The sequence below is a fragment of the Pseudomonas sp. TKO26 genome (genome assembly GCF_003225665.1).
In the GTDB taxonomy this organism is placed as follows: domain Bacteria; phylum Pseudomonadota; class Gammaproteobacteria; order Pseudomonadales; family Pseudomonadaceae; genus Aquipseudomonas; species Aquipseudomonas saponiphila.
The window spans coordinates 553,016-574,651 of sequence record NZ_QKLN01000001.1 but is presented as its reverse complement, the minus strand read 5'-3'; the positions used below and the strand labels follow the sequence as shown (position 1 = coordinate 574,651).

The following is a 21,636-nucleotide window of genomic DNA, read 5'->3' as shown; positions in this document are numbered from 1 at the left end:
CCTCGCTCACGCATTGCAGCTGTTTCAGGACAGCGCTACCTTAGTGACTTGAATTTTGTTTGGCAAGCCGTCTGATGACCCCTCATAAAAACGATAAAAGCTCCCGTACCACGGGGCGCCCTACCCTCAACGAAGTGGCGCGACTGGCCGGTGTCAGTCCGATCACCGCCTCCCGGGCGCTGCGCGGCGTCAGCAGCGTGGCCACCGAGCTGGTGGAAAAAGTGCAGAAGGCCGCGCAGGAGCTGAACTACGTGGTCAACTCCGCCGCCCGCGCCCTGGCCTCGGCCCAGAGCCAGTCGGTGGTGGTGCTGGTGCCGTCGCTGTCCAACCTGCTGTTCATCGAAACCCTGGAAGCCATTCATCAGGTACTGCGCCCCAAGGGCTTCGAAGTGCTGATCGGCAACTATCACTATTCCCGGGACGAAGAAGAAAACCTGCTGCGCAACTACATGACCTACCAGCCGCGCGGGCTGCTGCTGACCGGTTTCGACCGCACCGAAAGCTCCCGACGGATGATCGAGGCCAACAACATCCCCTGCGTCTACATGATGGATCTGGACTCCGGCGCCGGACTCAACTGCGTGGGCTTTTCCCAGTTGAACGCGGGGGAGACTGCGGCCCGGCACCTGATTTCCCGTGGCCGCAAGCACCTGGCCTACGTCGGCGCACAACTGGACCAGCGCACCCTGCTGCGCGGCGAAGGCTTCCGCCGCGCCCTGCAGGAAGCCGGGCTGTACAACCCCGACCTGGAACTGCTGACCCCGCGTCCGTCTTCGGTCGGCCTGGGCGGCGAACTGTTCCTGCAACTGATGCAGAGCCAGCCGCAAGTGGACGCCATCTTCTTCGGCAACGACGACCTGGCCCAGGGCGCCTTGCTCGAAGCCATGCGCTGCGGGATCAAGATCCCCGAGCAAGTGGCGGTGCTGGGTTTCAACGACCTGCCGTCCTCGGAACACATGGTGCCGCGCTTGAGCAGCATCAGCACCCCCAGGGAGGCCATCGGCCGCCGCGCCGCCGAGCAGATGCTGACCCTGCTGGCCGGCAACAGCGTGACCGAGCCCGTGGTGGACATGGGGTTCGAACTGCGGATCCGGGAAAGCACCTGAGGGTTCAGGGCTGCACGCCAAGCACACTGAGCAGCAGCCCGAAGCCGATCAGTACCACCCCGAACAGCTGATCGATACGGCGCTTGTAGCCCAACAGCCGCTCGGCAATGGCCGGCGCCGAAAAAAACAGCGCCACGGCCACGAACCACAGCACGTGGGCCAGGACGATGATCGCTCCGTAGCCGATCTGTACCGCCAGCCCCGTACCCGGCTGGATCACCTGCATGAACAGGCTGAGGACGAAAATCATCGTCTTCGGATTCAGCGCATTGGTCAGGAAACCGCTGCGCAAGGCCGCCCAGGACGACACTTGGCCACGCCCCGCCACTTCCTGCGGCCCCTGGGCGGGACTGCGCAGTAAGCGAATGCCCAGGTAGATCAGATACAGCGCCCCGGCAAGCTTCAGCCCGGTGAACCACAGCGGCGACTGCTGCAACAGCAGCCCCACCCCCAGCAGGCTGTAGCCGATATGCAGCATGACCCCGAGCCCGATCCCCAGTGCGGTCAGCACGCCATGACGGCGCGAGAGCATCAGGCTGTTACGGGTGACCAGGGCAAAATCGACCCCGGGGCTGAGTACCGCGAGAATGGTGATGGTGATTACGACTAACAGTTCTGTCACGTTGCCAACGCCTTGGTTATACAATCCGGCGCTACTGTATGGGGATCTTCTGGTTCAAGGCCAACGATGAAAACTGACACTCTTGGTGATGAAAACTCACAGACACCGCGCCGACGCCTGCCCCCCCTCGGCGCCCTGCGCTGCTTCGAAGCGGCCGCTCGCCTGGAGAGCTTTACCCTGGCCGGCACCGCCCTGCACCTGACCCACGGCGCCATCAGCCGCGCCGTGCGCAGCCTGGAAGAAGACCTGGGCACCGCCCTGTTCGAGCGGCGCAGCCACCGGGTGTTTCTCACCGCGGCCGGGGCCGAACTGCTGCACAGCGTGACCCAGGCCCTGGACCTGATCGAAAACACCACGCGCCGCCTGCGAGCTCCGCCCCCTGGAGCTCCGCTGGTGCTGTCCTGTGAACCGACCCTGCTGATGCGCTGGCTGATTCCGCGCCTGCCGGCCTTCCAGGCCGCCCACCCCGACCTGTCCATCCAGTTGCTGGCCGGCGGCGGGCCCTTCTCGTTCAACGCCGGCATCGACCTGGCGATCCGCCGCAATGATTTCGCCTGGAGCGACCAGACCCACGCCCACTGGCTGTTCGACGAAGCCATTGGCCCGGTGTGCCGTCCGGACCAACAGCCTGACTGGGCGCCGCAGTCAAACCAGCAGGCAGTCCTCGCGGACCACGCCCCGCGCCTGCACAGCGCGACCCGGCCGCAAGCCTGGGAACACTGGCTGCAGTTGCACCCGATGCCGCTGCCTCAGGCGTCTTCGGAGCAGGTCTTCGAACATTTCTACTTCAGCCTGCAAGCTGCGGTGGCGGGCTTGGGGCTGGCCATCGCCCCTTGGCAACTGGTGCGCGACGATCTGCGCGACGGACTGCTGTGCGCCCCTTTCGGCTTCGTCGCCGACGGCAGTGCCTACTACTTGCTCTCGGCCCAAGCGATCAGTGACGACTCGGCGGCCGGTCTGTTGCTGCGCTGGTTGCGCCAGCAGGCCCTGGCCTAGAACCCGGGGCCGGGCCGCGGCCCCAGCGCCGGATCTTCGCCACTAAGCAACTGCACCAGGGCCAGAGCGCCCTTCTGCAGCGGCCGGCTCTTGAGCCACACCGCATGCACCGGCAACGACAGGCCGTTGTCGAGATTCTTGAACTTCAGGCGCTGCAAGCGACCTGCCGCCAGCAGCGGCTGGATCACCGACAGCGGGAAATTGCCCCAGCCGATCCCGGCCTCCACCATGTGCAAGGCCATGGCCAGGCTGTCGGTGCGCCACAGCGACTCGCCCACCAGGGGCCGGGTATCGCTGATGGGCAGGTCGCGGCTGGCCACCACCACCTGGCGCACCCGGATCAACTCCTCCAGATACAGCGCCCCATCACTGGCCACAAACAGCGGATGCCGGGGTGAAATACAGGCAATGATCCGTTCGCTGCCGGCGTACTGGAAATATTCCAGGGCATTCACGCTCAGGCCGGCAAACGCCACACCCACGCTGACCCGTCCGCTGTGCAGCAGTTGCAGCACGTCATCCTGAGGAGCGCTGAGCACTTCCACATCCAGCAGCGGATAGCGCTCGGCCAGCAGCTTGATGGCCGCCAGCAGCCGCTGCTTGTCGATGTCATCCACCACCGCGATCGAGAGTGTGCTCTCCAGCCCCAGGGACAGCTCGATGGCATGCACCTGCAACTGCTTGAGCTGGTCGGCAATCAGCCGGGCATGGGGCGCGAGCGACAGGGCCAGGGGCGTCGGCACCGGCTCGCGATGGCTGCGATCGAACAGGGCATAGCCCAGTTCGGCCTCAAGGTTGGCAATGCCCATGCTCACCGCCGAGGGCACCTTGCCCAGCGCGCGGGCCGCCGCAGAAAAGGAACCGCGCTCAAGCACGGCGAGAAACAACTGGATGCTGTCGCTGGAGAAATTCATGGGCACAACCTATCAGCAAAACTGAAAGCTTCCGACTTTTTCTGTCATCGACATTGAAGCTATCTTTCGCGCCCCGTGCCAGCCCAGCCCTGGCCACCTGTATTCAATACCGAGGAATTCCCATGCAAGGCGTGAAACGCAAACTGCTCTATGTATCCCTGTTCGAGGTGTTCGGCATGACCTTCTCGGCCCTCGGCCTGGCCCTGCTGTCCGGCACCTCGCCCAGCAGTACCGGCCCACTGGCGGTGGTGATCACCAGCATCGCGGTGACCTGGAACTTCATCTACACCAGCCTGTTCGAACGCTGGGAAAGCCGCCAGCCGTCACGCACCCGCACCGTCAAGCGACGCATCGCCCACGCCGTTGGCTTTCAATTGACCCTGATCGTGTTCCTGATCCCGCTGATCGCCTGGTGGATGGGCATCAGCCTGGTACAGGCCTTTCTCCTGGATCTGGCGCTGATCCTGTTCATCCCTTGCTACACCTTCGTCTTCAACTGGCTGTTCGACCGGGTCTTCGGCCTGCCGGCCTCGGCCTTGCCCGACCCGGCCTGAAGCGCGGACAAACATCCAGAGGCACATTGGCCATCGCCGAGGACCGGGCACACTGATAGATTCCCATGGCCCGCTTGAGCCACGAACAAGGAAGCGTCATGGGAACCCCCTACAGAATTCTCGGCAAAGCCTCGTCCATCAACGTCAGAAAAGTCTTGTGGACCTGCGAGGAGCTTGGCCTTTCCTACCAACAGGAAGATTGGGGCAGCGGCTTCCAATCGACCCACACTCCCGAGTTCCTCGCCCTCAACCCCAATGCCCAGGTTCCGGTGCTGATCGATGCCGCCGGCGCCCTGTGGGAGTCCAACAGCATCTGCCGCTACCTGGCCAACCTGCATCCCGGCAGCGGCCTGTTGCCGATCGCTCCACGGGCCCGGGCCCTGGTGGAACAGTGGATGGACTGGCAGGCCTGCGAACTCAACCCGGCCTGGAGCTACGCCTTCATGGGCCTGGTGCGCCAGCATGCGGACTACCAGGACTCTCGGCGCATCGACGCCAGCCTGCGGGCCTGGAACGCCAAGATGGCGATACTCGAACAACAGCTGCAGCGCTCCGGAGCCTATGTCCTCGGGGAGCAGCCGAGCCTGGCGGACATCGTCCTCGGGCTCTCGGTCAACCGCTGGAAGATGACGCCCATGGAGCACCCTGATTTCCCCGCCATAGAGGCCTACTACGAACGCCTCAGCCTGCGTCCGGGCTTTCGCCTGCACGGACGCAACGGCACCCCATAGCCTGAGCCACGCCCTTACCTGGCCACCGGAGATTGGACATGAATGGACTCAATGTATTGCTGACCGGCGCCTGTGGCCGGATCGGCAAGGTATTCTTCCAGGGCTCGCAGGAGCGCTACCGCTTCACCCTGACCGACCGCGTCGAACCGGACTTCGAGATCCCGGCGCCCCACCGCTTCGTGCGCCTGGATCTTGACGACCCGCAGACCATCGGCCGTCTCCTGCCGGGCATCGACGTCGTCGTCCACCTGGCCGGCATCCCCCATGCCAGCGCCAGTTTCGAGCAACTGCTGCCCAACAATATCCTCGCCACCACCTACCTGTTCGAGGCCGCCGTTAACGCCGGCTGCCGACGCCTGGTGTTCGCCAGCAGCGCCCAGACCATGGAAGGCTACCCGGTGGATCGACAGATCACGGCGAACATGCCGGTGATGCCGGCCAACCTGTATGGGGTCAGCAAGTGCTATGGCGAGGCGCTGTGCGCCTTCTATGCCGCCAGACGCGGGCTGTCCTGCATTGCCCTGCGCATCGGCGCCTTCGAGTTCCCCGAGCATCATGAGCTGACCAGCGCCCGCGACCTCAGCGCCTGGCTCAGCCCCCGAGACGCCCTGCAACTGCTGCAACGGGCCGTGGAAGCCCCCGGGGTGCAGCACTTCATCGGCCACGGCATCTCCAACAATCGCTTCAAGCGCCTGGACCTCAGCGAAACCACGCGGGTCCTCGGTTATGAGCCAGTGGACGATGCCTTCCAGGAGGACTTCGGCATACCCATCACCTACTGAGCGCGGCCCTCGGCAAACCCGGGCGGCGCTTGCCAGAAAGCGGCAAGACTTGTCCGCCCGCGGGCCACCCGGCAGCACTCGATGGCGTCAATCCATTGATATTAAAGGGTGATTTTATTAGGCATGGATCTTGCTGGAATACTCGCCTAGTTCTCTCACACAGGTTCCCGATCATGTTGGTCAACGCCCAGAAATCCGTTTCGGTGCAGCCCACCTCGCGCACCGATATGGACCCGACCACTGCAGCCGCCAGCGCGCTGTACAGCGGCATGCTGCAACAGGCCCAGAACTCCGTCACCGTGCCGACGTCCCAGTCCAGCCTGCAAGGCAATACCGTGGACGACAACGTCAATGCCGCGTTCGCCAAGACCCGCGTCCTGCTCCAGGCCACACCGCCGACCGCCAGCACGCCACAGGCCAATAGCGCCACCGAATCCAGCGCGTTGAGCGAATTCAAGGACTACATGAGCAAGACGCCCGAACAGCGTCTGCGCGACAACATCCTCAAGGATATGGGCCTGACCGAAGAAGACCTGAAAAACCTGCCGCCGGAGCGCCAGCTGGCAATCAACCAGGAAATCGCCCAGCGCCTGAAGGACAAGATGCAACTGGCCAAGGAAGAGGCTGATACCAAGACCAGCGCCAAGCCGATCGACGAGAAATTCCTCGCCTCGCTGTAATGGCGCACGACGAAAAAGGGTTCCCAGCGGGAACCCTTTTTTGTGCCTGACGCAACCCGATCACTGCAACTGCAAGGTCGAGTTGAACTGGCTGATGGCATCCACCACATGTCGCGAGCCTTGCTGGATTTCCAGGATCACCTCCCCCGCCTCGTTGGCCAGTTCGACCCCGACGCCGGTGCGGCTCAGGCTCGATTGCATGCTGGTGACCGCGCTCATCGACAGGTCGTGGTTCTTGCGCACCACTTCGACGATTTCCACCGTGGCCTGACTGGTTCGCGCCGCCAGGCTGCGCACCTCGTCGGCCACCACCGCAAAGCCTCGCCCGTGCTCGCCGGCCCGAGCCGCCTCGATGGCCGCATTGAGCGCCAGCAGGTTGGTCTGGTCGGCGATTCCGCGAATGGTCTGGACGATGCTGCCGATGATCTCCGACTGCTTGCTCACGGCATCGATGCTGCGCGCCGCTTCGTTCAGGTCGTGAGAGATCTGCTGGATGATCTGCACCGTCTGCTGCACCACCTGCGAGCCCTTCTGGGCGCAGGCGTCGTTCTGTACCGAGGTGCTATGGGCGGATTCGGCGGCGGACTGCAGGCTGGTCATCTGCTGGGTGATATCGCTGGCGAACTTGACCACCTTGTACAAGCGGCCCTTGGTGTCGAACAGGGGGTTGTACGAGGCTTCAAGGAACACCGTCTGGCCGTACTTGTTTTCCCGCTCGAAACGATGGGAGTGATACTCGCCACGGTTCAACGAAGCCCAAAACTGCTTGTACTCCGATGACTCGGCTTCAGCCCGGTGACAGAACATGCTGTGGTGCTGACCAAGGATTTCATTCAAGGGGTACTGCATGGTCTTGAGGAAGTTGTCGTTGGCCTTGAGGATCTTGCCGTCCGGACTGAACTCGATGATCGCCATGGAACGGCCGATGGCATTCAGCAGGCTCTGGTTTTCATGTTCGACATGGATGCGTTCGGAGATGTCCGAAGCCACCTTGATCACGCTCTTGACCCGGCGATCGGCATCGAACACCGGCATGTAGCTGGCTTCGAGCCAGATCTCTTCGCCGCGCTTGTTCAGCCGCAGGAAAGTGCCACTGACCGGTTCACCCCGCCCCAGGTCGCGCCAGAGCTTGGCGTATTCCTCGCTGCGGTAGAACTCTTCCTCGCAAAAGATCCGGTGATGCTTGCCACGTATCTCTTCAGCGGAATAACCCATGGTCTGGCAGAAGTTGTCGTTGGCATCGAGCACGATGCCATCGGGAGAAAACTCGATCATCGCCATGGAGCGGCTGATTGCCGCCAGCTTGGCGTTGGCCTCGGCCAGCGCACAATTGAAACGCTCGATCTCTTGCAGGTCAGCCTTGTGATGTAGGTTAAACATGGTTGTATCACCTTCAACGCTGTCTTTTGATTGACGGAAGTTCCTAGTCTTTCAACTGAGCCACTACAACGTTCGATAAAACACGGCAAACACCCCCCTTCATATGAGAGAGGAATTGTCAGGTGATCAATGATGTTCAATCGGAGAGTTCATATTGCAACGCTCTTATCAAGCCATCCTTTTCTTGATGCCCTATAAACGGGCCGACCTAACAAAGAAAAGAAACTCCATCTAATTAATTACTCCTGAACCTCTGGTGCCTCTAGTTGCGCACTCTCGTCTTTGTTCATGCTTTCGGTGCCGCCCTCGGGTAAACAATGTGCAAACAACCGGTACAAGGGCAAACATCAGGGGGTGAGGAACAGTACCGGACAACGCAATACATAGGTTTTTTCACAACTGAGCATAGACAGCCGCGCCCCCTATGCAAGGCCACCAGTCAGTCGGTTTTCACAACTTTCAAAATCATTGGAAGCATTCTCAAAAAGTACCCAACAAGACATTAAAGAATGTTCTGACTAACCTCCCTCAAGTATCTGCACAAACGCCTGAACCATACCGTTGCTCTCACGACCCGGTGCCGCTACCAGGGCAAACTGACGCTCGACGGGCCGACTCAACGGCAACACCCGCAAACCCTGGCGCTGCTCCGGCAGGGTGCTTTCCGGTACCAGGGTCACCCCCAGCCCTTCACGCACCAGACTGAATGCGCTGTTCCACTCCCGCACTTCGATCCGCACGTCCGCCAGTGGCAGGCCGGCGTCGGCAGCCAGACTGCGGGCGTTCACCGAGCAACCGCCAGTGGCCAGGACAAAGGGTTGGGCCAGCAAGCTCGCAAGATCGATGCTCGCCGCCCGCCAGGGGTGCTCCAGGGGCAATACCGCCACCCACGAGTCCAGCCCCAGCAACCACGAACGACGCCCGGCCGCGGGATTCAGCACCACCCCCAGGTCCACCAGTTGCGCCTCCAGCAGGGCTTCGACCTCATCGTCGCTGACCTCCAACTGCACCACCTCGATCCCCGGGTGCAACTGCCTGAAGCGTCGCAGCAAGGGTGGCAGAACCTGCGCCAGGACCATGGGAAACCCCGCCAGGCGCAGGCTGCCATGGGGCATGCCCCGGGCCGCGTCGACCTGGCGCCGCACCTGGGCCAGTGCACCGAGCATCACCCGCGCCTGCTCCAGCACCTGCAGGCCGATAGCCGTAGGCAGCGCCTGACGACGCTCGCGGATGAACACCTGTACGCCAAGCATGTCCTCCATCTGCGCCAGAGCCTGGCTGGCCCCGGACTGGGTCATCCCCACTTGCTCGGCGGCACGGGTGATGGTGCCGCATTCAGCGATCGCCACCAGCAGGCGCCAGTGCATCAGGTTCATCACGGCAGTAGCTATCCTTATGGCAGTTTTCTGAAAAATGAATTTTACCCATGCCCACAGCCTCGCCGACACTGCTTCGAACCTTCACTCGAGAGCCGCCGATGAAACTCTACTACGTCCCTCAAGCCTGCTCCCTGGCCTGCCATATCGTGCTGCGGGAATTGCAACTGCCATTCGAAGCGATCCGTGTCGACAATCGCAGCAAGCGCACGGCCGAAGGTGAGGATTTCCTCGCCATCAACCCCAAGGGCTACGTTGCCGCCCTGCAACTGGACAACGGTGAAGTGCTCACCGAGGGCCCGGCGATCCTGCAGTACCTCGCCGACCTCAAGCCCGAGGCCGGTCTGGCGGCACCACAGGGCAGCTGGCAGCGGGTACGGCTGCAGGAAACCCTGAACTTCATCACCAGCGAGGTTCACGGGATCATGGGCTGGCTGTTCAACTCAGCGCTGGATGACCAGGCCAAGGACCTGTTCCGGCAAAAGCTGTTCAAGCGTTTGGCTCTGCTGGAACAGATCCTGGAACGACAGGACTACCTGCAGGGTGGACAGTTCAGCGTTGCCGATGCCTACCTGTTCACCGTGCTGCGCTGGACCGCGGTGTTTGCCATCGACCTGGCCGCCTGGCCAGCCTTGCTGAAATACCAGGCACGAATCGAGCAGCGCCCGACAGTGCGAGAAGCACTGGCGCTAGAGCTGGCATAGAGGAGCAGGAAAGGCCCGGGGCGTGCTCAAGGGCAGACAAGACCAGGCCCGCCGTGCGGGCTTGGTCAAAGCGATCAATGGCCGAAGATGTTCACTTCGGTTTTCTTGGCCTTTTTCTCGACGCGCTTCTCGTGCGCGCTCTTGGCCGGTTTCTTCTTGGCGTTTTTCTTGGCGTTCATACCTTTGGACATGACTGCGACTCCACTGATGCCGGATAAGCTTCAGGTATAGCACCTAGGGGCAGCCGGGGTTCCTCTATAATCCGCCGCGCCCAGTCACAACCCCGGAAACACCATGCCCTGCCTGCAGATCGGCCCGCTCGACGAGGCCTCTCGTCCCCTGCTGAACAAGTTCTACCGCCAGCACCGTTCGTCCATGCGCGCCTCGGCCGAGGGCCAGCTGTGGGTGATAAGAGAGGGCGAGATCATTGCCGGGATGAGCCTGACCCCGGTGGCTCAAGGGCATTGGCTGACGGGTTTGTTCGTCGCCCCATCGCTCCGTGGCCGGGGGCTGGCGGCGCAGTTGGTGCGGCAAGCCCGACAGGCTGTGCCAGGTCCGCTCTGGCTGTTCTGCCACCCGGACCTGGAAATTCTGTATCAACGCATGGGCTTCACCCGTGCCCCCCACCTGCCGGCGCCCCTGGCCGAGCGCCTGGCCCGCTACCAACGCAGCAAGCCTTTGCTGGCCATGGGCGCCCCGGCCTTCGACCAGACCCCATGAACCGGGGCCGCAAGATCAGTCGTCGGCGTTGGGATCGAGATCGGGAAACAGCACCTCAGTGAAGCCGAATTTGCTGAAATCACTGATCCGCGACGGATACAGCCGACCGATCAGGTGATCGCATTCATGCTGCACCACCCGGGCGTGAAAGCCCGACGCCACGCGCACCACCGGCTCGCCCTTGGGATCGAAGCCCTCGTAGCGAATATGCTGGTAGCGCTGCACCGCTCCACGCAGACCGGGAACCGAGAGGCAGCCTTCCCAGCCTTCTTCCAGCACCGGGCTCAGCGGGGTGATCAGGGGATTGATGAGGATGGTCTGCGGGACCGCTTCGGCGTCCGGGTAACGTTCGCTGTGCTCGAAGCCGAAGATCACCAGTTGCAGGTCGACACCGATCTGCGGCGCCGCCAGCCCCACGCCACCGACACTTTCCATGGTCTGGAACATATCGTCGATCAGCTCCCACAACTGCGGACTGTCGAACATCTCGGGCGGCACCGGCGGGGCAATACGCAGCAGGCGTTCATCGCCCATCTTGAGGATTTCACGGATCATGTTCAGGCTTCGTCAGTAGTGGGATGGCGCGAGTGGTCCCGGCCCAGTCCAGAAACGTGTTGTTTATCGCCGAGCCCGTCAAAGTCCTTTTCGCCAGGGTCCTTGCCTTCGGCCGACATGTGTTCGATCACCGCGTTCATCTCCGCTCCCAGCAACAGCACGGCCGAAGAGATATAGAAGTACAGCAACAGCACGATGATCGCGCCGATACTGCCATACATGGCGTTGTAGTTAGCAAAGGTTTTCACGTAGTAGGCGAACCCCAGGGACGCGACGATCCACACCACCACCGCCAACACCGAACCGGGGGTGATAAAGCGGAATTTCTGCTTCACATCCGGCATCACGTAATACATCAGGGCCACGGCCACCATCATCAGCAGCACGATCACCGGCCAGCGCAGGATGGTCCACAGGGTGACGATGAACGCTTCCAGGCCCACCTGCCCGGCCAGCCAGGTCATCACCTGCGGCCCCAGCACCATCAGTGCCGCAGCAGCCAGGAGCATGCCGGCGATCCCCACGGTGTAGAAGATCGACAGCGGAAAACGCTTCCAGATCGGCCGCCCCTCGACTACATCGTAGGCCGCGTTCATCGCGCTCATCATCAGGCGCACGCCCGCCGAGGCGGTCCACAGCGCGATGACGATACCCACGGAAAGCAGCCCGCCCTTGGACTGCTGCAATTGGTCGATCACCGGATTGACCTGCTCCAGTGCCTGAGGCGGCAACACCAGTTCCGATTGCAGGCGCAGCCAGCTGAAAAAGTCCGGCAAGTGCAAGAAACCGATCAGGGCGATGAGAAACAGGATGAAGGGGAACAGCGAGAACAGCATCTGGTAGGCCAGTGCCGAGGCGTAAGTGGACATCTCGTCCGCGATGAATTCATGCACCGTGCGAATCAGCACACGATGCAAGGGCAAACCTTTGAGGTCCGGAAAAATCATAGCGTCTCCTTTCGCCGCAAAAAGGTTGAAGTCGAAAGCGACTCAGGGGGCGTTTTCTACAACAAATTAGCTCAGTTGGCGAACCGCAACCATGACAACACGTGGATTGGCTGATCGCTTCCCTGGGCCGGCACGTGAAAACGGCCATCCTGGGATGGCCGCTGCCGTGCATCATCGATCCCGAGGTTTTCAGGCTTTGTCGATGGTTTTCTTCACCGCATCCTTGGCTTTGCCCAAGGCTTGCTGGGCCTCACCCTTCTTCTCCTGCAGCTTGCCTTCTACCTGCAGTTTGGTGTTGTCGGTGGCCTTACCGATACCTTGCTTGACGTTGCCAATGGCTTCGTTGGCCAGACCTTTTGCCTTATCTGCTGTGCTGCCCATGGTATTTCTCCGTAGAACATTCATTGATCAAACAAAGAGGATTTGCGTCGTTACCCAAGGTTGACTCGTGGCCGTTGCGCAGAGTTTCAATTATTTTTCATCGGGCATTTCATCAGCGGTGCCAGGTTGCGCTTTATGTTTGCCGGGCAACCCGGGAGAATGCTCGACCTGTTCAGGCCAAGCACTGAAGATCCAATCCCCGTAGGAATGTTATGAAACTCGATAAAAAGCAGGCCATCGCCCGCAGAAACCAGGAACTGGGCGGTGCGGTGCTGGGCGTCAACAACTGCCATTTCGCGGAGCTGAACCGCAATCGCAACATCTGGTGGTTCGATATCCTAGTCACCCGCCTGGCCATCGGTCAGTACGAATGGGTCCACCTGCTGCTGCACACCCCGGACACCGACCAGCTGCTGCACCTGAAAGTGCCGACGGTGTTCCTGCGGGAAAAACTCGAAGGCCTGGTGATCCGCAACCAAGGCAAGCGCAAGGCCGCCCTGAGCCTGGAGCTGAGCGCCGACAAGGACTCCTTCCTCAAGGACGTGCGCCCCGCCGGCACCGGCGTGAGCTTTGCCCAGTTCCAGCAGTAAGCCGCTCCTGGCGCGCGCCCATGAAAAAGCCCCGCACTGGCGGGGCTTTTTCATGGGCACTGCGGCCTACTTCTTCACGCCGAGCTTCTTCAACTCTTCGTCACGCAGTTCGCGGCGCAGGATCTTGCCGACGTTGGTGGTCGGCAGGGCATCGCGGAACTCCACGGCCTTGGGCACCTTGTAGCCGGTGACGTTGGCGCGCATGTGCTCCATCACCTGCTCCTTGGTCAGGTTCACCCCTGGCTTGGCGACGATGAAGATCTTGATGATCTCGCCGGATTTTTCATCCGGTATGCCGATTGCCGCGCACTGCAGCACGCCCGGCAGCGAGGCCAGCACATCTTCCAGTTCGTTGGGGTAAACGTTGAAGCCCGACACCAGGATCATGTCCTTCTTGCGGTCGACGATGCGGATATAGCCGTCCGGCTGGATCAGGGCAATGTCACCGGTCTTCAGCCAGCCTTCGCTGCTGAGGACTTCGTCGGTGGCGTCCTGGCGCTGCCAGTAGCCCTTCATCACTTGCGGGCCCTTCACGCACAACTCGCCGACCTCGCCCAGCTCCAGCTCTTCGCCGGCGTCGTTGACCACCCGGCACAGGGTCGAAGGCACCGGAATGCCGATGGTGCCGACCTGGATGTTCTGGATCGGGTTGACCGTGGCCACCGGGCTGGTTTCGGTCATGCCGTAGCCTTCGCAGATCGGGCAGTTGGTCACTTCCTTCCAACGCTCGGCGGCCGCCAGTTGCAGGGCCATGCCCCCGGACAAGGTGACTTTCAGCGCAGAGAAATCCAGCTTGCGGAAGGCTTCGTTATTGCACAGAGCCACGAACAGGGTGTTGAGGCCGACAAAACCGCTGAACTTCCACTTCGACAGTTCCTTGACCATCGCCGGCAAGTCCCGCGGGTTGCTGATCAGGATGTTGTGGTTGCCCATGAGCATGATGGCCATGCAATGGAAGGTGAACGCATAGATGTGGTACAGCGGCAGCGGGGTGATGAGGATCTCGCAGCCTTCATTGAGGTTGGAGCCCATCAGCGCCTTGCACTGCAGCATGTTGGCCACCAGGTTGCGGTGGGTCAGCATCGCGCCCTTGGCCACGCCGGTGGTACCGCCGGTGTATTGCAAGACGGCCACATCGCCGCCGGCGGGATTGGCTTCCTGCACCGGCTGGCCGCGGCCCTTGCTCAAGGCATCATTGAATTTGACCGCCTGGGGCAAGTGGTAGGCCGGCACCATCTTCTTCACGTACTTGATCACGCTGTTGATCAGCAGGCGCTTGAGTGGCGGCAGCAGATCCGCCACTTCGGTAACGATCACATGCTTGACCCCAGTCTTGGGCACCACGCTTTCTGCCAGATGGGCCATGTTGGCCAGGCAGACCAGGGCCTTGGCCCCGGAGTCATTGAATTGGTGTTCCATTTCCCGCGCGGTGTACAGCGGGTTGGTGTTGACCACGATCAGGCCGGCGCGGATCGCACCAAATACCGCGATCGGGTATTGCAGCAGGTTGGGCAGTTGCAGAGCGATTCGATCGCCGGGCCGCAAATCGGTATGCTGCTGCAGGTACGCGGCGAAGGCACCGGACAATTCATACAACTCACCATAGGTGATTGTCTTGCCAAGGTTGCTAAAGGCCGGTTTGTCAGCGAAACGTTGGCAGGATTGTTTCAATACCGCCTGAATATTCGGATACTCGTCTGGATTGATATCGGCAGCAATTCCAGCTGGGTACTTATCCTTCCAAAAGTCTTCGATCATGGAAGCCCACTCCTCAGCAACGCGAATTCATCACCGCAGTTGATGCGATTATTATTTGTCTGTGTTTTTTATTGGTGTCTATTGTTGGTGAGTCTGGCTGTTTACTTAGGCCGAGAAGTCACAAAGCGCGCCGAGAGTAGCAGCTTTGAAAAAGGCCGCCTAGAGCCAAAGAAGACCTGAATAGTCACACTTGTGACTCAAGAACATTTAATGGTCACTTTTAGAGTAAAAATTCTATCGCTGTGAATTCCGCTCTAGCTCGGGGCTTTGCGCCCCTGAAATGACTCGGGGGCCAGCCCGTTGCGTCAACCGGCCGCCCCCCGAGGGAGGAACTCAAGGATCAGGCGATGTCACGCAACTCGCGGCGCAGGATCTTGCCCACGGGCGTCATGGGCAGCGACTCACGCAGGACGATGTGCTTGGGCACCTTGTAGGCGGTGAAATTCTCCTTGCAGTAGGCCTTGAGCTCTTCCAGGCTGACCCCCGTTTCACGGGGCACCACAAACAGCTTCACCGCCTCGCCCGAACGCTCGTCCGGCACGCCGATCACCGCGCAGTTGGCGACCTTGGGGTGAGCCATGACCACGTCTTCGATCTCGTTGGGATACACGTTGAAACCCGAGACGATGATCATGTCCTTCTTGCGATCGACAATACGCACGAAACCGTCCGGATCGATCACCGCGATATCCCCGGACTTGAACCAGCCTTCGGCGTCCAGCACCTCCGCGGTGGCTTCAGGCTTGTTCCAGTAGCCCTTCATGACCTGCGGCCCCTTGATGCACAGCTCGCCGCGCTCGCCCAGTGGCTGCTCGCTGCCCTGGTCATCGATGACCTTCAAGGTGGTGCCCGGCACCGGCAGACCGACCGTGCCCAACCGCGAGCGGTCGCCATAAGGGTTGGTGCACGCCACCGGCGAGGTTTCGGTAAGGCCATAGCCCTCGGTGATCCGGCATCCGGTGAGCTGCTGCCAGCGTTCCGCCGTGGCCTTGACCAGGGCCGTGCCACCGGAGTTGGTCAGCTTGAGACTGGAAAAATCCAGGTGCTTGAACTCCGGATGATCCATCAGTGCCACGAACAGCGTGTTCAACCCCAGCAGCGCGGAAAACCGCCACTTCTTCAACTCCTTGATAAAGCCACCGATGTCTCGCGGGTTGGTGATCAGCACGTTGTGGTTGCCAGTGACCATCATGCACATGCAGTTCGCGGTGAAGGCATAGATGTGGTAGAGCGGCAGCGGCGCGATCATCACTTCCTGGCCTTCGCGCCACTGGGTATGGCCATCGGGTCCGTGCTGGCCGAGGCAGGCCCGGGCCTGCTGCATGTTGGCCACCAGGTTGCCGTGGGTCAGCATTGCCCCCTTGGCCAGGCCGGTGGTGCCACCGGTGTACTGCAGCACGGCAAGATCTTCCAGGCCGACCTGCAGCGGTTTGATCCCCTGGCCACGCCCGAGGCGCAAGGCACTCTTGAAGGCAATGGCCTGGGGCAGGTGATAGGCCGGCACCATCTTCTTGACCTTGTCCACCACGGTATTGACCAGCCAGCCCTTGGCACTGGACAGCATGTCGCCCATCTTGGCTTCGATCAGGAACTGGATGTCGGTGTCGCCCAGCACTTCCTGAACCTTCTGCCCGAACACGTTCAGGTAGACCAGGGCCCGGGCTCCGGAATCCTTGAATTGATGACGCATCTCCCGCGCGGTGTACAGCGGGTTGGTGTTGACCACCACCAGCCCGGCCCGCAGCGCGCCGAACACCGCGATCGGGTACTGCAGGACATTGGGCATCTGCACCGCGATACGATCCCCCGGAACCAGGTCGGTATGGCTTTGCAGATAACCGGCGAAAGCCGCGCTGTAGCGTTCCAGCTCGGCGTAGGTGAGGGTCACCCCCATATTGCTGAACGCCGGGCGGTCAGCAAACTTCTTGCAGGAACGCTCAAACACCTCGATCACCGACTTGTAGGCCCCCAGATCGATCTCGTTGGGGACGCCGGCGGGGCGCTTATCATTCCAGAAATCAGGTTGCATTATTCTTGTCCTCTTTTTGCCTGAACGGTCCGGGACGCCACTGTAACGCTATCAGCGGCGGGGCTCCTCGGACGTTAGCAGCTATGGCGATTCAGGCAAATATGCGCAAGTGTGTCATTAACTGTGTGAATCTTGCGTCCAACAGGCCGACGAATCGGACGGACACGCATTGATGCGCTATAAAGTGCAGCGTCTTCGAGCAAAGGAATCGCCATGACCCACGACACCTTCTGGTTGACCACAAGCGACCACCAGCGCCTCTTCGTCAACCAGTGGCTGCCCGAGCCTGCGCTCAAGGCGGTGATCCTGCTGTCCCACGGCATGGCCGAGCACAGTGGACGCTATGCTCGGCTGGCGGCGGCCCTGTGCGCCGCAGGTTATGGCCTCTATGCCCCGGACCAGCGCGGCCACGGCAACACCGCGCAGCACGGCGTGCTCGGCCACTATGCGGATCACGGCGGCTGGAACAAGGTGGTCGGCGACCTGGCCAGCCTCAACCAGCACATCGGCCAGCAGCACCCTGGCACCCCCATCGTGCTGCTGGGCCACAGCATGGGCAGCTACATCGCCCAGGCATACCTGCTGCATCACAGCGCCAGCCTGCATGGGGCGATCCTCAGCGGCTCGAACTTCCAGCCCGTGGCCCTGTACCGCATCGCCAGCCTGATCGCCCGTTTCGAACGCTGGCGCCAGGGCGCAACTGGACGCAGCGCCCTGATCGAGTGGCTGTCCTTCGGCTCGTTCAACAAGGCCTTCAAACCCAATCGCACCGCCTTTGACTGGCTCAGCCGCGACCCGGAGGAAGTCGACAAGTACGTGAATGACCCCTTGTGCGGCTACCGCTGCAGCAACCAGCTATGGATCGACCTGCTGGGCGGCCTGCAACAGATCAGCAAGATTTCCAACCTGGCGCAGATCGATCCGGGCCTGCCGTTGCTGGTGATGGGCGGTGAATGTGATCCGGTAAGCGCCGGCAAGCGTCTCAAGGATCTGGCCAGCGCCTTGCGCGAGGCCGGCAGCCAGTGCCTGCAACTCAATATCTACCCGCAAGCGCGTCATGAGCTGTTCAACGAAAGCAACCGTGACCAAGTGACCCACGACGTCCTGGCCTGGCTCGATCAGGCCCTGCTACACCGTCGCCCGCCCCGCGCGGAGTAAGGGCTGGCACAGTCGCTACGTTCATTTATCTGTCAGAGGATTTCAGCAACATGACCCAGGTTACCAACACCCCTTACGAAGCCCTGGAAGTCGGTCAGACCGCCCAGTACAGCAAGACGGTCGAAGAGCGTGACATTCAGCTGTTCGCCGCCATGTCCGGCGACCACAACCCGGTGCACCTGGACCCCGAGTTCGCCGCCGCCACCATGTTCAAGGAGCGCATCGCCCACGGCATGTTCAGTGGCGCGCTGATCAGCGCCGCCGTCGCCTGCGAGCTGCCTGGCCCGGGCACCATCTACATCGGCCAGCAGATGAGTTTCCAGAAGCCGGTGAAGATCGGCGACACCCTGACCGTGCGCCTGGAAATCCTCGAAAAACTGCCCAAGTTCCGCGTGCGCATCGCCACCCGCGTGTTCAACCAGCGCGATGAGCTGGTGGTGGACGGCGAGGCCGAGATCCTCGCCCCACGCAAGCAGCAGACCGTGACCTTGCCGACCCTGCCGGCCATCACCATCGGCTGAGCCTCGCTCCCGGCAGGAGCCGGCTGCCGACGACGGCGATGGATTCGCCGGCAAGCCGACTCCTACCGTTTACCCTCCTCCACCTGCACGCTGGCGGTCATGCCGGCACTCAGGCTGATGCCTTCAGGCACCTTGTCGAGCTGGATCCGCACCGGTATCCGCTGGGCCAGACGCACCCAGTTGAAGGTCGGTTCGACTTCCGCCAGCAGTTGCCCGTCAGGGGTGGCGTTGCGATCGGTAATGCCCCGGCTGATGCTTTGCACGTGCCCCTGCAAGGCATCGCCAGCACTCATCAGCCAGACCTTGACCGGATCGCCGACGCGGATCCGCGGCAGCTTGGTTTCCTCGAAATAGGCCTGCACGTAGAACGTCGAATCATCGATCAGCGCCATCACCGGCTGCCCGGCGTTGACATAGTTGCCTTCGGCCAGACGCAGATTGGTGATGTGCCCATCGCGGGGCGCGCGCACCTGGCTGCGGGCCAAGTTCAGTTCGGCGACCTTGGCCTCGGCCTGGGCCTGGCGCAGTTCGCCGCGGGCGATACCGGCGTTGATCTGGGCGTTCTCCCGCAGTTCGGCACTGATGGCCTGGGGTCCCAGGGCGGCGCGGCGGCTGGCCTCGTGCTCGCGCAGGCTCAGTTGCTGCTGGCGGGTCTGCACCACCGCCTGGGCCTTCTCCAGCGCGGCCTCGAAACGCTCGCGATCGATGCTCAGCAGCAAATCACCGGCCTTGACCTGCTGGTTGTCCGCCACCTTGAGTTCGCGCACCCAGCCGGACACGTCCGGGGCCACGATCACCACATCGGCACGGATCCGCGCATCCCGGGTCCAGGGCGTGAGCATGTAGTACTGCCACAGGTGATACCCGGCGAAGATCGCCACCGCCACCAGGCACAAGGTCACTACGACACGTACAGGTGTACGCATAATCAACTCCTTATAAAGGTCCCAGGACCACCGTGATCAGGGTCAGGACACACACGTAAAGGGCGCAATCGAACAGGGCTTCATGCCAGATCCAGCGCCCCAGCCCGGTGACTCGCACCAGCACCCGCAGGCCGGCGGTGACCACCAGGGCCAGCACCACATAAATCAGAAACGGGCTGAGCAGCACCCCGCCCAACGACCACTCACGCAGCCCCATGGCTGTCCTCCTGCTGCCGGCACCAAGTGCGCCAGCTGTTGTGCAATTGCACCACCGCGCCCTTGGCCAGCTTCAAGGCGTCGCTGGGCGGCTGTTGCTCCAGGGCGGCGAGCAAGGTGGCGCTGGGCTGCGCCAGCGCTTCCTGACATGGGCCCGCCGGCCCCTGTTCCAGAACCCGTTGCAACTGCTCGAAATACTCGCGCTGCGCAGCACTGACCGGCACCTGGGCCACCGCCAGGCTCAGGCGCAGGTGCAGCAGCTCGTCACCGATATCCAGGCCCAGCAAACCATCGTCCCAGCGGCTGCGGGCCGGTTCCGGCAGCTCCGGGTAATGCCGGGCCAGTTGCAGCAGACGGTCGGCCATGCGCCCGCCGAACCAGCTTTCCGCGCCCCGCAGGTTACGCCGGGTCAGGCGCACCAGATCGCTCAGGGTCGCCGCCAACAGCCGCCGGCCATGCCAGGCCGGGTTGCGCAGGATCAGCAGGTGAAAGGCCAGCACCGCAGCTCCCACCCCCAGCACCATGGCCTGGGCGTTATTGAAGAAACTGGCGACATCGAAACTCATGTGGTTCATCGGCGAGATCAACACGATGAAGTGCAGGCAGAACGAGGTGGCCGTGGCGCCGGTCTGCGGCTTGGCCATGCCCAGTGCACCGAAGAACAGCGGCACGCCCATGGCCATGGCCAACAGCGCAAAACCGCTCCATTGCGGCAGCAGGATCTGCCCCACCAGGAACGCCGCCGGAATCGCCAGGAAGATCCCGCGCATGAAGCTCATGCCGATCTGCGCACCATTTTCACGACTGGCGAACAGGCTGCAGACCACGCAGGTCAGGAGCATGGCCCCGGAGGCGGCAGGCCAGGCCGTGGCCAGCCAGAAGCTGGCCACGGTCAGGAATGCCAAGGCACTGCGCGCACCAAACACCAGGGCCAGCGACAGGTCGCGATGAGGCGTCAGGGTCGCCGGCTGCTCCAGCGGCGCGCGCCCTTGCTGCACCGCTTCCAGCGCATTGCTGGCCGCCAGGGCGGTATCCAGCAGCAGCGCCAGGCGTGCCAGACAAAAGCTCTGCGCCGCGCTGAGCCGGGCATCATGGGAGGCCTCCAGCAGGCGCGGACGCAACGCTTGCAAAGCCTGCTTGTCGGAGCCGCCCAGGGCCTCCTGCACCGGCTCCATCCAGGGCTGCAGTTGCCGGGCCTCGTCGGCGTCCAACTGTTTCCACTGGCGGCGTACCGAGCGGGCAATCCGCAACAGCATCAGCAGCTTCTGGCTCAGGCCACTGATGGCCCGCGCTCGTTGGCGGCCCATCGGGCCTTCGAACCAGGCGTGCTCCCGCTGGGAATCCACGGCGACAATGCGCCCGAGTATCTCCAGCAAGCCCTGGCGTGCCAGCGCATCGCCGGCCAGGGTCGCGCGGGCAGCCTGCATGCCGCTGTGCCAGGCGCTGCGAGCCTGATCCGCCAGTTGCCGCTCGACCCGCATCGGCCAGATCAGGGCACTGCTGGCCGTGGCGCAGATGATCCCCAGGGAGATTTCCGTGCAACGGGCCACGGCCTGATCGAACACCGTCAATGGGTGGCTGATGGCAGGCAAGGCGATGATCGCCACGGTGTAGCCCGCCAGCACGAAAGAATACGACCAGGCACTGCGCAGCAGCGTGGAACTGGCGGTGCACAACCCCAGCCACAGGGCCAGGGCCAGCAGGAACAGCCAGGGCGTCTGGGCGAACAGCCCCATGAACAGCACCGACATCAGCGTACCGATCAGGGTCCCGAGCAGCCGGGCCAATCCCTTTTGCAGCACCATGCCGGACAACGGCTGGGCGACGATGAACGCGGTCATCAGCGCCCAGGCCGGCTGCTCCAGGCCCCAGCGCAAGGCCAGCCACAGCGCCAGACCACCGCCCAACAGGGTCTTGATCGCGAACTGCAACGCAGGAAGGCTGGGAGCAAACAACGCCTGCAAGGTAATAGGCACGAAGCGGGACTCTC

22 protein-coding genes and 2 pseudogenes are annotated in these 21,636 nt (G+C 62.3%); 11 read left to right on the top strand and 13 right to left on the bottom strand.

All coding sequences use genetic code 11. The annotated features are described in order from the left end of the window. Positions 1-74: 74 nt before the first annotated feature. Positions 75-1,106: a LacI family DNA-binding transcriptional regulator gene (locus tag DNK59_RS02805; protein WP_060844403.1), complete on the top strand. Its 1,032-nt coding sequence runs from the start codon at positions 75-77 to the stop codon at positions 1,104-1,106. 4 nt (positions 1,107-1,110) lie between these two features. Here the strand turns inward: DNK59_RS02805 and DNK59_RS02800 are convergent, their stop codons facing one another. Then, positions 1,111-1,728, bottom strand: coding sequence for a LysE family translocator (locus DNK59_RS02800; protein WP_110722246.1), 618 nt, complete (start codon positions 1,726-1,728; stop codon positions 1,111-1,113). Between the two features lie 66 nt (positions 1,729-1,794). On the opposite strand from DNK59_RS02800, the gene DNK59_RS02795 reads away from it, so the two are divergent. Then, the gene (locus DNK59_RS02795) at positions 1,795-2,724 is read left to right on the top strand and encodes a LysR family transcriptional regulator (protein WP_110722198.1); all 930 of its coding nucleotides are present in this window, start codon (positions 1,795-1,797) and stop codon (positions 2,722-2,724) included. Here the strand turns inward: DNK59_RS02795 and DNK59_RS02790 are convergent. Continuing rightward, positions 2,721-3,638 carry a LysR family transcriptional regulator gene (locus tag DNK59_RS02790; RefSeq protein ID WP_110722197.1) on the bottom strand — a complete coding sequence of 306 codons (918 nt, stop codon included), beginning with the start codon at positions 3,636-3,638 and terminating at the stop codon, positions 2,721-2,723. The genes DNK59_RS02795 and DNK59_RS02790 overlap by 4 nt on opposite strands. Positions 3,639-3,760: 122 nt before the next feature. On the opposite strand from DNK59_RS02790, the gene DNK59_RS02785 reads away from it, so the two are divergent. The 4 genes from DNK59_RS02785 (at position 3,761) to DNK59_RS02770 (ending at position 6,385) form a co-directional block, all read left to right on the top strand. Continuing rightward, entirely contained in the window at positions 3,761-4,192 is a 432-nt protein-coding gene (locus DNK59_RS02785; protein ID WP_016967280.1) for a PACE efflux transporter, read from the top strand. 98 nt (positions 4,193-4,290) lie between these two features. Beyond that, a complete protein-coding gene (locus DNK59_RS02780) occupies positions 4,291-4,923 on the top strand; it encodes a glutathione S-transferase family protein (protein WP_092311443.1) in 633 nt (210 codons plus the stop codon). A gap of 38 nt (positions 4,924-4,961) precedes the next feature. Continuing rightward, on the top strand, positions 4,962-5,705 hold the full coding sequence (locus DNK59_RS02775; RefSeq protein ID WP_110722196.1) for an NAD(P)-dependent oxidoreductase: 744 nt from the start codon (positions 4,962-4,964) through the stop codon (positions 5,703-5,705). Between the two features lie 173 nt (positions 5,706-5,878). Continuing rightward, positions 5,879-6,385, top strand: a complete 507-nt coding sequence (locus DNK59_RS02770; protein WP_092311437.1) for a hypothetical protein — start codon at positions 5,879-5,881, stop codon at positions 6,383-6,385. A 60-nt stretch (positions 6,386-6,445) separates the two neighbouring features. On the opposite strand, the pseudogene DNK59_RS32355 reads toward DNK59_RS02770, so the two are convergent. The 3 genes and pseudogenes from DNK59_RS32355 to DNK59_RS02760 form a co-directional block, all read right to left on the bottom strand. Beyond that, a pseudogene (locus DNK59_RS32355) lies at positions 6,446-6,874 on the bottom strand (methyl-accepting chemotaxis protein); the annotation flags it as partial. 123 nt (positions 6,875-6,997) lie between these two features. Then, positions 6,998-7,765 (bottom strand): annotated as a pseudogene (locus DNK59_RS32350) (PAS domain-containing protein); the annotation flags it as partial. Between the two features lie 518 nt (positions 7,766-8,283). Continuing rightward, positions 8,284-9,144: a LysR family transcriptional regulator gene (locus DNK59_RS02760; protein ID WP_110722195.1), complete on the bottom strand. Its 861-nt coding sequence runs from the start codon at positions 9,142-9,144 to the stop codon at positions 8,284-8,286. 98 nt (positions 9,145-9,242) lie between these two features. Here DNK59_RS02760 and gstA point away from each other — a divergent pair, with 98 nt between their 5' ends. Both gstA and DNK59_RS02750 read left to right on the top strand, forming a co-directional pair. Beyond that, positions 9,243-9,845, top strand: a complete 603-nt coding sequence (gene gstA / locus DNK59_RS02755) for a glutathione transferase GstA (protein ID WP_110722194.1) — start codon at positions 9,243-9,245, stop codon at positions 9,843-9,845. A 294-nt stretch (positions 9,846-10,139) separates the two neighbouring features. After that, a complete protein-coding gene (locus DNK59_RS02750) occupies positions 10,140-10,565 on the top strand; it encodes a GNAT family N-acetyltransferase (RefSeq protein WP_110722193.1) in 426 nt (141 codons plus the stop codon). A 15-nt stretch (positions 10,566-10,580) separates the two neighbouring features. On the opposite strand, the gene def is transcribed toward DNK59_RS02750, so the two are convergent. The 3 genes from def to DNK59_RS02735 form a co-directional block, all read right to left on the bottom strand. Continuing rightward, positions 10,581-11,120, bottom strand: coding sequence for a peptide deformylase (gene def / locus DNK59_RS02745; RefSeq protein WP_047305712.1), 540 nt, complete (start codon positions 11,118-11,120; stop codon positions 10,581-10,583). A gap of 2 nt (positions 11,121-11,122) precedes the next feature. Continuing rightward, positions 11,123-12,067 (bottom strand): YihY/virulence factor BrkB family protein, encoded by a 945-nt coding sequence (locus DNK59_RS02740; protein WP_092311421.1) that lies wholly within the window; start codon positions 12,065-12,067, stop codon positions 11,123-11,125. A gap of 189 nt (positions 12,068-12,256) precedes the next feature. Continuing rightward, positions 12,257-12,448 carry a CsbD family protein gene (locus DNK59_RS02735; protein ID WP_110722192.1) on the bottom strand — a complete coding sequence of 64 codons (192 nt, stop codon included), beginning with the start codon at positions 12,446-12,448 and terminating at the stop codon, positions 12,257-12,259. 212 nt (positions 12,449-12,660) lie between these two features. Between DNK59_RS02735 and DNK59_RS02730 the strand changes: the two genes are divergently transcribed. Further along, on the top strand, positions 12,661-13,038 hold the full coding sequence (locus DNK59_RS02730) for a hypothetical protein (RefSeq protein WP_060840664.1): 378 nt from the start codon (positions 12,661-12,663) through the stop codon (positions 13,036-13,038). A 66-nt stretch (positions 13,039-13,104) separates the two neighbouring features. Here the strand turns inward: DNK59_RS02730 and fadD1 are convergent, their stop codons facing one another. Next, positions 13,105-14,796: a long-chain-fatty-acid--CoA ligase FadD1 gene (gene fadD1 / locus DNK59_RS02725; RefSeq protein ID WP_110722191.1), complete on the bottom strand. Its 1,692-nt coding sequence runs from the start codon at positions 14,794-14,796 to the stop codon at positions 13,105-13,107. Between the two features lie 340 nt (positions 14,797-15,136). Beyond that, entirely contained in the window at positions 15,137-16,825 is a 1,689-nt protein-coding gene (gene fadD2 / locus DNK59_RS02720) for a long-chain-fatty-acid--CoA ligase FadD2 (protein WP_110722190.1), read from the bottom strand. A 213-nt stretch (positions 16,826-17,038) separates the two neighbouring features. Here fadD2 and DNK59_RS02715 point away from each other — a divergent pair, with 213 nt between their 5' ends. Next, positions 17,039-17,983, top strand: a complete 945-nt coding sequence (locus tag DNK59_RS02715; protein ID WP_092311406.1) for an alpha/beta hydrolase — start codon at positions 17,039-17,041, stop codon at positions 17,981-17,983. Positions 17,984-18,033: 50 nt separating this feature from the next. Beyond that, a complete protein-coding gene (locus DNK59_RS02710) occupies positions 18,034-18,504 on the top strand; it encodes a MaoC family dehydratase (RefSeq protein WP_011062855.1) in 471 nt (156 codons plus the stop codon). A gap of 62 nt (positions 18,505-18,566) precedes the next feature. Here DNK59_RS02710 and DNK59_RS02705 read toward each other — a convergent pair whose 3' ends face one another. Genes DNK59_RS02705 through DNK59_RS02695 form a run of 3 tightly spaced genes read right to left on the bottom strand, consistent with a single transcriptional unit; the run spans position 18,567 to position 21,622 of the window. After that, entirely contained in the window at positions 18,567-19,430 is an 864-nt protein-coding gene (locus DNK59_RS02705; protein WP_092311400.1) for an HlyD family secretion protein, read from the bottom strand. A gap of 10 nt (positions 19,431-19,440) precedes the next feature. After that, positions 19,441-19,647 (bottom strand): DUF1656 domain-containing protein, encoded by a 207-nt coding sequence (locus tag DNK59_RS02700; RefSeq protein WP_092311397.1) that lies wholly within the window; start codon positions 19,645-19,647, stop codon positions 19,441-19,443. After that, a complete protein-coding gene (locus DNK59_RS02695) occupies positions 19,634-21,622 on the bottom strand; it encodes an FUSC family protein (RefSeq protein WP_110722189.1) in 1,989 nt (662 codons plus the stop codon). Before DNK59_RS02695 ends, DNK59_RS02700 begins: the two co-directional genes overlap by 14 nt. Positions 21,623-21,636 lie beyond the last annotated feature (14 nt).